Origin of the sequence: Acetivibrio mesophilus, assembly GCF_004102745.1 — a bacterium.
In the GTDB taxonomy this organism is placed as follows: domain Bacteria; phylum Bacillota; class Clostridia; order Acetivibrionales; family Acetivibrionaceae; genus Hungateiclostridium; species Hungateiclostridium mesophilum.
The window spans coordinates 26,713-40,178 of the sequence record NZ_RLII01000015.1 but is presented as its reverse complement, the minus strand read 5'-3'; the positions used below and the strand labels follow the sequence as shown (position 1 = coordinate 40,178).

Genomic DNA, 13,466 nt, shown 5'->3' with positions numbered 1-13,466 from the left:
AAACCCCAGGTTTATTTGAGCGATTAGAGATAATAGCTTAATTGCTCCTCTTTGGCAAAATTCAAGAGTTCAAGGATTTTTGATCTTATTCTGAAGAAGTCGGGATCGTTTCTCCTTCTTGGCCTTCCAATCTCGACATTTATTATCTCTTGAATCTTTCCCGGCCGTGGTGTCATAATTATAATTCTGTCGCTCATATAGATTGCCTCATCTATATCATGGGTTACTAAAACAACGGTGATTTGGCGCTCCTGCCATATTCTCAAAATCTCATCCTGCATTTGCATCCGGGTAAAAGCATCCAATGCTCCCAGCGGTTCATCCAACAACAGCACCTTCGGGTGGTTTACAAGGGCTCTGGCAAGGGCCACACGCTGAGCCATTCCTCCCGACAATTGATGAGGGTAAGAGTTTTCAAAGCCGGTAAGGCCCACAAGATTAATATAGTCCTGCACCTCATTTTGCTTTTTGTTATAGACCTTTCTTGCAATTAATCCCGATGCCACATTATTTTTTACATTCAGCCACGGGAAAAGTGTTGGATCTTGAAATACCAAGCCTCTTTCATACCCCGGACCCAAAATTGCTGTCCCGTCAAGCAGCACTTCTCCCAAGTCTGGATTATCAAGTCCTGCTATGAGCCTAAGTAAAGTTGATTTACCGCAGCCACTGGGGCCAACTAGGGAAACAAATTCTCCTTCATTTACTGTAAGACTTGCATCATTTAGCGCCACAATTTCATTGCCGTTAACATCCACAAAAGTGCGTTTTACATTTTTAATCTCTAGCTTTCCGGAATCTATCTTTCGGGAATTTACCATTTTATCAGCCCCTTCTGCCAGATTAGAACTTTGTCCTTAACCTTGAACAACAAGGTCAAAAGGCTTGAGAATATTACTGCCATTAAAATGAGACTTGCATATACCTTGTGAAGCTCCGCCCAGCCTTGCGCCCAGTTGATATACCATCCGAGCCCGGCTTTTACACCTATCATTTCCCCTACTATGAGGGTCAGAAATGAAGAGCCCATTCCCATAAATAATCCGATAAATATATTTGGATAGGCTGCTGGTATGGCAACTTTAAATATCAGATATTTCTTATCAGCCCCAAGGGTTCTGGCTACTTCAAAGAAGGAATTTCTCACATTTGCTATGCCTGAGCTGGTCATAACCGTCACCGGAAACCAAACCGCAAGAACAATCAGAAATACACTTGCCGAAAAAGTTGTCGGAAAAACTACCATTGCTACTGGAATCCATGCGGTGGCAGGAACAGGGCCTATTACTCTAAGAAATGGTGTTACCCAGTAGTTGACCTTTTTGCTCCAGCCCATAGTTATACCTGTAACCAATCCGAGAAGCACTCCTATTAAATAGGCTATAAACATAAGCCTCAAAGAATATAATGTGCTTTTAAGAAGCAGTTGCCAATCATCCTTAAATACCGAGAGGACTTTGTCGGGCCCCGGAAAGTAGGGAAGTTCAAGCAATGCAAGCTTCAGCGTTACCAGGTCCCATAGCTCCACTAACAAGACTGCCACCGTAATAAGGGGTACAAAATGTTTAAGCTTCTGTGAGAGTATTTCAATCTTTAACGAAAGCAAGCATAGTATCGAATACAAAGCTGTTGCTGCCACTAAAACTGCTGCATATGTGTAACGGATGCTTAATTCCTGATTGTTCGGTACGGTTAGATGAAGATGCAGGGCTAATGCAAAAGCAAGTAGCGGTAAAAATATTATTGGGAAAAATGCTTTTCTTGTTTTGCAGTTTATACCCTCATTTGTATGTATGCTGATATTTTCGGAGTAGTTTAACTGATTTACAGCCATTGTTTTATCCCCCCTTTTAGGATTTATTTAGTTTCCATTAAAGTCAGGTATGACTTCTGCAAATATCTTGTTAAATAATTCTGTTTCATCGGTAGAAGCATCAAGTATACCTTGCTCTTTTTGTTCATGAATAAAGAATTTGATGTTTTCTTTAGCGCCCTTTACACCCGGTCTCCAAACATAGCCTCTGAGGAAATCTGCATTTTCCTCTACACCAACAGATACATAATTGTTTTCAACCTCAATTTTAGAGGCTTCATCAATATTTTCACCTACCCACTCAGCGGATCTCAAGATTGCTCTGGTATATCTGGCTGCAGCATCAGGATCTTCCTTTACCAGCTTTTCACTTACCACAGTATAGCAGCAGTATCCGGATTTATAGGGCTCATCTTTGGCTATATCAACCAAGGCAAGATAATTCTTTTCCCTGACAAGCTTTGTTCCGAACGGGTCCCAAGTGATAAAGGCATCAATTTCCTTTTTGTCTATCGCCGTTTCAAGCTGCGCAGAAGGAAATGCCTTCCACTGAACATCTTTTTTAGGGTCGACCCCGGCTTTTTGAAGCTCAAAGGACAGAATAATCATTGGTCCTCCGCCTATTGATTCCACACCTATGGTTTTGCCTTTTAAGTCTGTAACACTTTTTATACCGGAATCCGGCGGTGCCACGGCTACAATACATCCTGCGTGAATTCCTGCAGTAAGCTTAACCTTCAAGCCTTGTTCAATAGCTTTAAACCATGCGAAGTTACCCACAGATGCGTCAATTTTTCCTGAAGCTATTCCGGTTTTTAGCTTTTCGAAATCTGCTTTTACGAACTCAACCTCTAAGCCCTCATCCTCGAAAAAGCCTTTATGGTATGCAACAAACAATGGTGCTTCGCATGTTCCTCCGGCATAGGATACCGTTATCTTCTTCAATTTCTTTGAGCCATCATCGGGACTTACCGCTGTTGATCCTGTGTGTTTTGTGACATCCCTCCCCGATGTATTTTCCTCTTTTCTGCATCCCGACAACACCAAAGTAAGCAACACAACTATAGCAATTACCGACAAAACCCTTCTTTTCATCTTAAAATCCTCCCCCTTAATTTGTTATATTTCTTCAAGTATTTCATACTCTTCCCTTACCAATTGTTTTGAACAATAAAGCTGCTTTGTAAATTCAGTCATATCTCCATCCACTTTCATTAGTATTCATACTTGTTTAGTCGTGTTTTTATTAATTTAAAATTCCTAAACTCTTTTAGGAACTTATTTAAAACAGTATTGGGAACTTCAATAACCTTAGACGTTAGTTGCCTTTCTTAAAGCCTGATCCAAATCGAAAATCAAATCATCTGCATCTTCTATACCTATGGAAAGACGAATTAAGTCGGGCAGTACTCCTGCCGATCGCTGTTCCTCCTCCGACAGCTGTGCGTGTGTTGAACTTGCAGGATGGATTACCAATGATTTTGCATCTGCAACATTTGCTAGAAGTGAGAAAATTTCAAGGTTATCAATAAACCTCTTGGCTGCATCAACTCCACCTTTTATGCCAAAGGTAAAAATAGAACCCGCGCCCTTGGGAAAATACCTTTTAGCCAGATCATAATATTTATTGCCAGGAAGGCTCGGATAATTGACCCATGAAACAGCAGGATGCTCCTTTAAAAACTCTGCTATTTTTTGAGCGTTGGATACATGCTTTTGTACCCGCAGAGAAAGGGTCTCCAAGCCTTGAAGGAACAAAAATGAATTAAAGGGACTTATAGCTGCACCGGTGTCTCGTAAAAGCTTGACTCTAGCCTTTACTATGTATGCTGTCTCCTTGAAACGTTCATAAAACCTAAGACCCCCATAGCTTCTGTCCGGCTCTGTAAATCCCGAAAACTTCCCGCTTTTAGACCAGTCAAACTTTCCCCCATCAACTATAAGTCCACCTATGGAGGTACCATGGCCGCCAATAAATTTTGTTGCCGAATGGACTACAACGTCTGCCCCGTATTCAAAGGGTTTGATAAGATAAGGCGTTCCGAAGGTATTGTCCACAATTAGAGGAATTCCATTTTGATGGGCAATATCGGCTACCTTTTCAATGTCAATAATATTAATCCCGGGATTTCCTATCGACTCAATGTAAAGTGCTTTCGTTTTTTCTGTGATAGCCTTTCTGAAGTTTTCAGGGTCATCGGGATCCACAAAAATAGTTTTTATTCCAAGGTCAGGTAAAGTAATGGAAAACAGATTATATGTGCCCCCATACAAAGTGCTTGCAGCAACAATTTCATCTCCAGCCTTGGCAATATTCAATATTGAATATGTAACTGCCGCCGAACCGGATGCAAGAGCCAAAGCTCCAGAACCTCCCTCTAACGCGGCTATTCTCTGCTCCAACACCTCATTTGTTGGGTTTACTATTCTTGTATATGTATATCCAAATTCCTTTAGTGAAAATAAGATTTCTGCACGTTCTTGGTTTTCTATTGAATATGATGCTGTTTGATAAATCGGAACAGCCCTAGAACCTGTCGCAGGGTCCGGCACCTGGCCTGCGTGAACCTGTAGAGTATCAAATCCAAACTCTCTTTTACTCAATTACCATCATCTCCTTGTAAAAAAATAAGAGGCATTGTTTCCACTTCGAAGTGAATTACCTAGCCTCCAGTTTTCTGGTCAACTCTAATCCTTAGTTCTCATATATGTTTTATTGTATTTTATTTTAAATCATAACTAATCAAATGTCAATACTTTATTTGTTATTTTTCATATTTATTTACTCGTGTTTAAAAAAAGAAAAGTCCCTGTAAGATTACAATGAGACTTTTCACAACCCTTTGGATAATTAATTCTTTAGTTTTTTCAGTATCGCCATCGCAAGAGCGATTCCTTCAGCCCTACTCATTGGCGCATCGGGCCTGAAGGTTCCATCCTGATAACCTTTTATTATGCCCTGCTCATATGCATCAACTATCAGGTCTTCAGCCCAGTGGTCTTTTATGTCTTTAAAGGGCAGTCCATAATAGGTCAAAAAGTCGATTATCTCCCGAAACGGAAATAGTTCCCCAGGACAGTTGGGTCTTTCGTTTTTGTCTATATCATAATGTCCAATTATAGTTTTTGCCGACGGCTCAATATCATGGCCGTATTTATCTTTTACATATTCAATTATGTATCTGTGAAGCATCTTTGTTGCCTCTAACTGCTCAAGAGTTAATGCACCTTTTGTTTCTGCCCAAATCCCTTCATGTTCAATGCTTACCGAATACCAGTTGGGATTTTCAGACTTACCTTTCTCTAGCACCAGCTCAGCTGTCGCGTTTTCTATTCCGGATGTCAGCCCATTAGCCCATGCACAATCCTCTATAGCAACAAACTGATATATGTTACCTGTTTTACTTACCCCAAAATGGGCACTGGATACTGTGTTACTGGGGGATGTAAACCAACTTATCAAACTAGATATAGTTCCTTCCGATATGTGGTTAACTATCATTTCGGGAATTCGCTGCTGTCGGCTGGACTTGTTGGTGTGTGAGTTTCCCACGAATTGAATATTTTCTTTAGCCCAGGCCATTAAATCCATTATTATCACCGCCTCCAATGTTATATGCTGTGTCTAAAGGCACCTTCCCTTCCAAACTACCACCCTATCCAAAATAATAATTCTCTTATAAAATATGATGCAATTATACATATGGTGTAAATAAACCGGCAAAAACAATTCTATTTCAGCTACAAGCTTTGAGAAACAGTTTAGAAGGTAGCATAACCCTGCCCTTATCTATCGGATCACGCTTTTCATTATCAAGGATTACGCCAGTGCTTTTATGATATATTCATGGCATATACTTTATGGATAGACGTTGAACATAAAAAAGGAGGGCTTATTAAATGCCAGATAAACCAAACGGAGGAACACGGTCCGGAACTCCAATTAATCCTCCGCCAGCCCCACCACCAAAACCTAAGGAATAGTATTTTCTCTTTCTACTTTCCCTTTCAACCATTCTATATATTTTGTGGTATCGTAATCCTTGATTACGATATTTTTTTCAAAATTTATAAAGATTCTATTTACGTCTTGAAATAATGGCCGTATCTCTTCTTCAGGATAATAATCCAAGTATTTTATTGGATGGAGTATTAGCTCCTTTTCCTCATCATTCAAAGAAAATTGAGTATGAAAGCCAAAATAAGATTCGCCATCTCGAATTACTTCTAGATACATAGAATCTCTGCTGGAAAAAAATGATTCCCAGCAGGTATCTTCGCTGGTCAATATATTCTTTCTAAATATTTTTTTCTGTACAAATGCCCTTATGGGGTTTTGATATTTTCTTTTAAACCACGCTATAACAATACCAAAAATAATTGAAGTAGTAACTGACATTACCGCAAATACCATTACAAAACGGATAGAACTAAAAGCATCAAATATTTCGGGTATGCTGTCCAAGCCCTCAAAATAGTCTACGATAACTCCTACAAAAAGCATAATCGGCAAGCTATATAGTATGCCATTCATAGTGCTTTTAAAATCACTTTGCTTTTCTTCTTCATTGGCACTTCCGCAAAAGCGGACTATTTTTTCAGTTAAGACCCCTGGCAATATCAATAATAAAATTGCAAAAACATCATTTATTCTTATCATGTTCCCACCTTCTGATAAGTTATATTTTATTATAGTGCGTATATAGCATATGTGGGACTAAATTTTGATTATAAAATTTAAACTATATAGTTCTGGGCTTATATTAATCTTTTAGTTTTTTATAGATGTGTAAAATCATTTGTCCATTCCGGACACTCCCCAACACTAAAGTACTTAGATTTGCATATTATGTATTATGTAAACATTCTCTCGGAAAGGAGGTAATCTTATATGCCATATAACCCTTGGGCCAGTTACTGGCATAACCCTTGGTACAATAGGCTAATTACCCAGCAACACGCCGTACAAATAGCCTTGCAACGTATTCCAGGACAGGTAATCAGAGTAGAAATGGACACTGAGAATGGCATATTGGTTTATGAAGTAAATATCAGAACAGCATATGGAGTTTACGAAGTAAAAGTAAATGCTGCCAACGGGGCAATAGTGGATATTGATTTTGATAATGATTGAACTTATGAAGGCTGTATAATACAATTTTCTTAATGTAAAGAATCCACTGAAAGTCTCCTCTACAATTGATATGTGTCTTCATACAATAAAAATAGGGTTTTGCAGCATTGGTGCCTCCGGCATAGCAGCCAAGAGAAAATCCCAATGTCTTAAAAACCCCTTTGTTTACTTCAAATAGCTTATCCTTCTTCAGCATTTTGTCATTAAGCCCAAAGCCTTTAAGAATAAACCACCTTCTCTATTCTATCCTATTAATACCGAGTAGCTTATCAACCTCCGATGTCACACGAAGAAAGCGCTCATGGTAACTACCACCAACACTAATATACTTTATACCGCGCTCATCAAATAGTTTCTTTATTTGATTTCCGTACTTTTGCCGATCGGCGGCTATAACTTCACTTCTGTCGCCATCCTGTACAAATTCCACGTCGGGCTCTAAATAAAAAACCAAATCGTAATGGTTTAAATCTGAAAGTGCATCAGCCAGCGCCTTATTCTTCTGTTTTTCATTTTGCGCATCGTCCAGAAAATCAATATAGAATCTGGTAATCAAACAATCTGTGTCAATAAACAAAACTTTATTACTATGTTTAATTGCCTCTATTTCATTCATTTTATGCGTCAAAAGGATATCGGTGAAATCACTTGGTAGCATAAGCATATCTGTTCCTGAGCGCATTGAAATTTCTCTTCCGGCTTCGTCAATATAATTAGTATTATAATAATTTGCTAAATTTATTGTAAGCGTTGATTTTCCGGTACTTTCACCACCAATAAGCAGAACTTTTTTAGTAAAATATTCTCTCACAACATTTGGAATGCTATCCCAATTAGCATAAGGATTCTTTCGTACCTCTGTCGAACTAATTCCATTTCGTTTGATGATATAAAGCTCGCTTTCTTCATAACACCGTTTCCAAAAACTATTTTCATCATAGTCGCTTCCACAGAAAACTACATCAATCGGTTGTCCTATCATATCTTTTACTTTCTGTGCATCTTTATGCCAATACTCTTTTGAATAAGCAATCTTATCAGGGGCATCATCCTCAAGAAAGTGTATTTTTACATTGCCAATATGCTTTGTCACTTGATAAATCCAGCGATACCGTATTCTCGGCGGTATCTCGTTCCGATTTAAGCCGCAACTGATAATGATGTGCAATTCCTTGCACTGATTCGCCGCTTCAATTATGCATCGGATATGTCCTAGATGCAGAGGATTAAAAGACCCTCCATATATCCCAACGTTATACATTTGCCTCACTCCTCCTGCTTTCTCTATACCATTTAACAAACATGAAAATAGCATTTAACAGATAAATGCTCCACATTATTAATGTTGCAATGCTCTCTCCTCCGTTTATAAAAGCTACTGCCCACATGTATACCGAAACTACATCAATAATAATCCAAAGTATCCACTGTTCCATATATCTCTTTACACATAGAATCTGTGCAACAACAGAAAATACTGTGGTTAAAGCATCTACAAAAGGAAGGCTTCCTCCCATCCTCTTTAAAATCAAACCATATAGGAAAATCCCTATGGCAGAGCCAATAAATACACTGACGATCCCAGTTCCTTTCAGCCTTTTCTTTTCTACTTCTTTTGTCTCCACGCTTATATGCTTATTCCACATCACCCAACCAACTACATTCATAGGAGCATAGTATAAAATATTGAGCATAGCATCACCATAATATTTTGCGCCATAGGCAACATAAGCATATAGCACAGTATTAACCATTCCAAACACATAAGATGAAAGTTTACCTTTGCCGGTCAATACAACACATATCACTCCAGTTATAGCCATAATAATTCCAATCAAGCTTTCGTTTAAATATATAGAAAGCGACAAAATTGTTACGGTAGATATGATAATCCATAAAACCTCCCAAGGCTTCCAGCCTGACAGTTCATCCCGTAAAAAAGCAGTGATTTTTTCCATGTTTACCTTCCATTCTTCATTTTATTAATATAAATAGATTATCAGATTATGTATGATAAAAAAAGATATTGTAGAACATTTACCTTTTGAAACATCGATGAACCAGACCCGCTGCAAATACCCGTGAGCGGATTTACCCCGATGAATGGATATGGCAATCATACCTCGTAAACATGTCCTTTACTCCAATGGACTTGCTGCCTGAAATATGGTGCCATCGCAACTCTAATTTACTTTTTGACTTTTCTCAGCACTCTACCATATAGTTGCCTTAACTTTGTATAAATCAAAAATATCAGTAACGGAACAAAAATCAAATATATATTTAAAACTGACATAACTAGTGAATTTCCAATACTCCCAATATTTATATAAATAGGAAAAGTCATTATAGCAAACGGAAGTGTATACCAAAAATAAGAATTCCAATATTGACTATACCATACCTTGTCACAGTCTCCGCAACACAAGGGTCTTATAATACTCCAATCTGTATCTATCATACTTAATACCCAAAGTTTAAATCCAATCAAGGCATATAGCAAACATAAAATCAAAATAACTTTAAGCACCATATTCTTTTTATATACAGTCTGCCTGTATATTTGTATATGCTTTTCTTCAAGATGACTTCCACATCCACTACAAGCATTACTTCCATCTATATATTCCAAGTTACACTTAGGGCACCACGCCATTTTTCTCCCCCTATCCATATTGTCATTTTTGTCTTGAAAAGCAATTTACATTAAAGCCATGAAAAATTTCACCAAAATCAATTACTCCACTCTATAAATTTTAATAGAATTCAATAACTTGTCACTTTTATAGTCATATATGGGTATATCCCCATTAGTCAATACAATAAGTATTTCTGCATCTGAATTTTCATCAAGCTTATTTTTTGCGCACCTCAAAATAAAACTTATAAACTTTTGCGTTCTCTCATACTAACCCCCTTCTCATTTCCTTCCATTTAATTTACTTAAGCTTATTAAAATTTTATCATAATTCTTAGCTAAATTTAACTAGTCAGTGGATAATTTGTATTGTTGGAAACTACAATCCTATCAAAATGAATACAAGTAGCTTCATTCATAAAAGATATTTAAAATACCCGAATTGCCAACCACAGATAAGTCGGGGTAAAAAAACTATGGATGACATAAAAAATAGAACCTGAATTCAAGTTCAGATTCTTTTTTGTAAATTTACTTTAGAATTCTATTATCCCATAATATAATTAATCAAAATGCTTAATCACCGATTTTTTACAAATATTCGGCATCCTATGAAACAATTGCAGCAGAGTAAAACCAAGCATAGATTCAATAATATTCGAAATAATAACCAATGGAGATGCGAGCATAATTAACTTCGTTGTAATTTCCAAGCTATTCCACGATGTTGAAAAGAGTAAATGTATAAATAACCTGTATACAACTCCCGTCACAATAGATGCTAACAGGATATTCTGTATTTTTTCCATCCTCTTTAAAAAGATAGGAAGATAGTATCCTAGAGCAATAAATAATATATTGTTTGGCATAACAGTATATAACACACCATAAATAGGAGAATGTGAATACTCTAGATCATACCCCGGTACAGGAACATATCTTCCAATTATAAAAGCAATAAGAAGTATGATTACACCGCCAATAATATTATGCAAACTCTTATAGCTTGACAAACTTTTTGACAACTCTCTTTTCAGGCGTTTCTCCTCACCAAAAGTAATCATAGCTTGTTTGGTAGCATCGCTCTCGCTCATACCTTTTGATAAATATTCTATCTTCAGCATTTGTAAATGATCTAAAAACTCTTCAGCCATTTCAGCTTTTTTCTCTTCGGTTATCCTCAAGCCTTTTATGATTGAGTTAATGTAATCATCAAATTGGCCCATACCAACCCCTCCTTACATGAATTTACCAACTTACTCAGTGCATCCCATTCGTCCAATCTTTTAGCAAGCTGTTTTTTGCCTTCATCCGTAATAGAATAATACTTGCGCCTGCCGCCACCATCAGAATCACCCCAGTAGGATCTAATCAGTCCTTTTTTCTCCATCCTTTGAAGTGCAGGATACAAAGTTCCTTCACCAATATTATATAGATGATTGCTTTTTTCTTTTAACCTCTTAGCAATTTCATACCCGTACAAGTCCTCTTTAGCTATTAATAGTAGCAGAAGTATATCAATACTGCCTTTCATAAGCTCTTTATTCAAAACAAATCACCTCCAGTATTGTAATGCTAATTATATTGTATTACAAACTACATCGTAATACAAGGTATATAAAAATTTTGTGATATAAATATTCAAATTCAAAGTTTTAGTTAAAACCATGAAAATTTCTTGGCATATGCCGGGAAAAATATAATTTTATGATATGATTGTATTCAAGTTGGTGTAATAATAAAATGTAATAGAAGTCTACATGCTCAAAAGGAGAGTAATCATATGAATAATCATAGTTGTAACTGTGAGAGATGTCAGCATAAAATTTGTGCAAAAAGAGTGCCGATATTTTCTACCTTGAATGCAGAGGAAATCAACAGGGTTGTAAACTTGATAATAAGAAAACGATATTCCCGGGGAGAAATGATTATTCTTGAGGGCTCACACCTAGACAGTTTAATTATAATTAACAGCGGAAAAGTGAAAGCTTTTAGGAATACCTTCGAAGGAAAAGAGCAAATTATATATATCTTTTCTCAGGGTGATTTTTTTGGAGAAAAGAACCTTTTAATAAATCAAAACGCCCAATATAATGTTGAAGCATTGGAAGTAACCCATGTTTGCACCATTAAGAAGGATGACTTCAAAAAACTGCTTCGAGAATATCCCGAAATTGGCTTAAAAATCATTGAGGAGCTATGCAGTAGGCTAGAACGGCTGGAAAACGCAGTTGAAAGTATGGGAACAAAAAATGCAGAGGAAAGAGTGAATGAAGTCCTTCTCGAATTTGCAAGAAAATACGGTAAAGAGAGTCAAAACGGAATCATTGTTGAACTGCCGTTAAGTCGCGAAGGAATTGCCAATTATATAGGAGTTGCACGGGAAACCGTCAGTCGGAAAATGAATCTCTTACAAGAGGAAGGAATTATCGAAATGGTTGGAAACAAAAAAGTTATTATTCGAAACATTGATGCTCTATAGCATAAAAGCCAAGCGGAAGTTAGATTAAAACGCTTGGTTTTTTTAATTGTCCAAAATTATGACATAGGTCACAGTTTTAAAATTAAAAACAGTGTATGATTTAATCATAACAAAGGAAACGTAAATATAAAAGAATCAAGGAGGTATTGATTATGGATACTATAAAAATAGCTGATAATATATTTTGGGTAGGAAAAGTGGATGACCGAAAAGTACCCTTTCATCGTCTAATTCTAGAACGTGGAACAACATATAACAGTTATCTATTAGCGACAGAAAAACCAACTGTAATTGATACGGTGGATATCGCATATGGAAAGGAATATGTTGACAACCTAAGTAAAGTTATTGACCCGGAAGATATCGAATATATCGTAATCAACCATGTTGAACCGGATCATGCAGGGGCACTGCCAGCCTTGGCAGCTAAAGCAAAGAAGGCAAAAATCGTGACTACAAAATTAGCCGCAGAATTACTAAAGGATATGTTTAAGCTGCATCATAGGGAATTTATAGTAATCAAAGACGGAGATACATTGGATATAGGCGGCAAGACACTACGATTTTTCGAGACACCTTACCTTCACACTGAGGAAACAATGATTACCTACGTGGAAGAAAATAAAATCCTTTTCCCTTGCGATATATTCAGTACTCACATAGCAAACTACGAGCTGTTTAATGATTTGGCAAAAGGTGAATATATTGAAGACTTTAAGGTCTACTATACACTCATCATGGCACCCCACAGACCTTATGTGAGGGATATGCTGGAGAAGATTAAAAACCTTGATATAGAGGTGATTGCTCCTTCCCATGGATATATCCTGCGTGAGGATGCTGCAAAGTTTATTCAAATGTATGATGAAATGAGCAGTCTCCCAGTTCAAGAAGAACCCAAGAAGGTTACAATCGTATATTCTACCATGACAGGTAATACTACAAAGATAGCACAAAAACTTGCTCAAGGGCTTGAAAAAACAGGAGTGGAAACCTCCATATTCAATCTTAAAAATGCTGATTTGGAGGAAGTAAAGAAGCGGATCCTAGAAAGCGACGGTGTCTTGGTAGGAAGCTCCACCAAATATGCCGATATGGTTGGAAATGTTGAAGAGATTCTTAAATCCTTAGAGGGCGCGGAAGTCAAGAATAAGTTTGCAGCTGCTTTCGGTTCCTACGGTTGGAGCGGAGAAGCAATCATGCACATTGAAAACTATCTTGATAAAGTTGGCTTTAATGTGATTAATCAAAAATATCTCATTGGCAGTACGGGTGTTGATATCCCATTATTCCCACTGCGAATTAAGTTCGCATATGAGGAGGGTCTGGAAGTTGCTGAAGAAGCAGGAAGAGTCTTTGGGGAACAAGTACTAACACATTGATAGAATTGGAGGAGGAT

The 13,466-nt window shown here is 37.3% G+C and carries 13 protein-coding genes; 3 read left to right on the top strand and 10 right to left on the bottom strand.

Annotation, left to right across the window (positions count from 1 at the left end; all coding sequences use genetic code 11):
• Positions 1–23: 23 nt before the first annotated feature.
• From EFD62_RS11355 to EFD62_RS11330, 6 genes are all read right to left on the bottom strand, one after another.
• Positions 24–821 (bottom strand): ABC transporter ATP-binding protein, encoded by a 798-nt coding sequence (locus EFD62_RS11355; protein ID WP_069195907.1) that lies wholly within the window; start codon positions 819–821, stop codon positions 24–26.
• A complete protein-coding gene (locus EFD62_RS11350) occupies positions 815–1,834 on the bottom strand; it encodes an ABC transporter permease (RefSeq protein WP_069195906.1) in 1,020 nt (339 codons plus the stop codon). The genes EFD62_RS11355 and EFD62_RS11350 overlap by 7 nt, the downstream gene beginning before the upstream one ends.
• 27 nt (positions 1,835–1,861) lie before the next feature.
• Positions 1,862–2,908, bottom strand: a complete 1,047-nt coding sequence (locus EFD62_RS11345) for an ABC transporter substrate-binding protein (RefSeq protein WP_069195905.1) — start codon at positions 2,906–2,908, stop codon at positions 1,862–1,864.
• Between the two features lie 216 nt (positions 2,909–3,124).
• On the bottom strand, positions 3,125–4,417 hold the full coding sequence (locus EFD62_RS11340; protein ID WP_069195904.1) for an O-acetylhomoserine aminocarboxypropyltransferase/cysteine synthase family protein: 1,293 nt from the start codon (positions 4,415–4,417) through the stop codon (positions 3,125–3,127).
• 247 nt (positions 4,418–4,664) lie between these two features.
• A complete protein-coding gene (locus tag EFD62_RS11335) occupies positions 4,665–5,405 on the bottom strand; it encodes an N-acetylmuramoyl-L-alanine amidase (RefSeq protein WP_069195903.1) in 741 nt (246 codons plus the stop codon).
• 381 nt (positions 5,406–5,786) lie between these two features.
• Positions 5,787–6,473: a hypothetical protein gene (locus tag EFD62_RS11330; RefSeq protein WP_069195902.1), complete on the bottom strand. Its 687-nt coding sequence runs from the start codon at positions 6,471–6,473 to the stop codon at positions 5,787–5,789.
• 231 nt (positions 6,474–6,704) lie between these two features.
• Here EFD62_RS11330 and EFD62_RS11325 point away from each other — a divergent pair, with 231 nt between their 5' ends.
• Positions 6,705–6,947, top strand: a complete 243-nt coding sequence (locus EFD62_RS11325; RefSeq protein WP_069195901.1) for a PepSY domain-containing protein — start codon at positions 6,705–6,707, stop codon at positions 6,945–6,947.
• Positions 6,948–7,185: 238 nt separating this feature from the next.
• Here the strand turns inward: EFD62_RS11325 and nadR are convergent, their stop codons facing one another.
• From nadR to EFD62_RS11305, 4 genes are all read right to left on the bottom strand, one after another.
• Complete coding sequence (nadR, locus tag EFD62_RS11320) at positions 7,186–8,208, bottom strand: multifunctional transcriptional regulator/nicotinamide-nucleotide adenylyltransferase/ribosylnicotinamide kinase NadR (RefSeq protein ID WP_128706158.1); 1,023 nt, start codon at positions 8,206–8,208, stop codon at positions 7,186–7,188.
• The gene (gene pnuC / locus EFD62_RS11315; RefSeq protein WP_128706157.1) at positions 8,201–8,905 is read right to left on the bottom strand and encodes a nicotinamide riboside transporter PnuC; all 705 of its coding nucleotides are present in this window, start codon (positions 8,903–8,905) and stop codon (positions 8,201–8,203) included. The genes nadR and pnuC overlap by 8 nt, the downstream gene beginning before the upstream one ends.
• A 1,243-nt stretch (positions 8,906–10,148) precedes the next feature.
• Positions 10,149–10,811, bottom strand: a complete 663-nt coding sequence (locus EFD62_RS11310; protein ID WP_128706156.1) for a permease prefix domain 1-containing protein — start codon at positions 10,809–10,811, stop codon at positions 10,149–10,151.
• Complete coding sequence (locus tag EFD62_RS11305) at positions 10,775–11,134, bottom strand: PadR family transcriptional regulator (protein WP_069195897.1); 360 nt, start codon at positions 11,132–11,134, stop codon at positions 10,775–10,777. The genes EFD62_RS11310 and EFD62_RS11305 overlap by 37 nt, the downstream gene beginning before the upstream one ends.
• 234 nt (positions 11,135–11,368) lie before the next feature.
• Here EFD62_RS11305 and EFD62_RS11300 point away from each other — a divergent pair, with 234 nt between their 5' ends.
• Together EFD62_RS11300 and EFD62_RS11295 are read left to right on the top strand one after the other, a co-directional pair.
• Positions 11,369–12,067: a Crp/Fnr family transcriptional regulator gene (locus EFD62_RS11300; RefSeq protein WP_128706155.1), complete on the top strand. Its 699-nt coding sequence runs from the start codon at positions 11,369–11,371 to the stop codon at positions 12,065–12,067.
• A gap of 152 nt (positions 12,068–12,219) precedes the next feature.
• Complete coding sequence (locus EFD62_RS11295) at positions 12,220–13,449, top strand: FprA family A-type flavoprotein (protein WP_069195895.1); 1,230 nt, start codon at positions 12,220–12,222, stop codon at positions 13,447–13,449.
• The last annotated feature ends 17 nt before the right edge of the window (positions 13,450–13,466 follow it).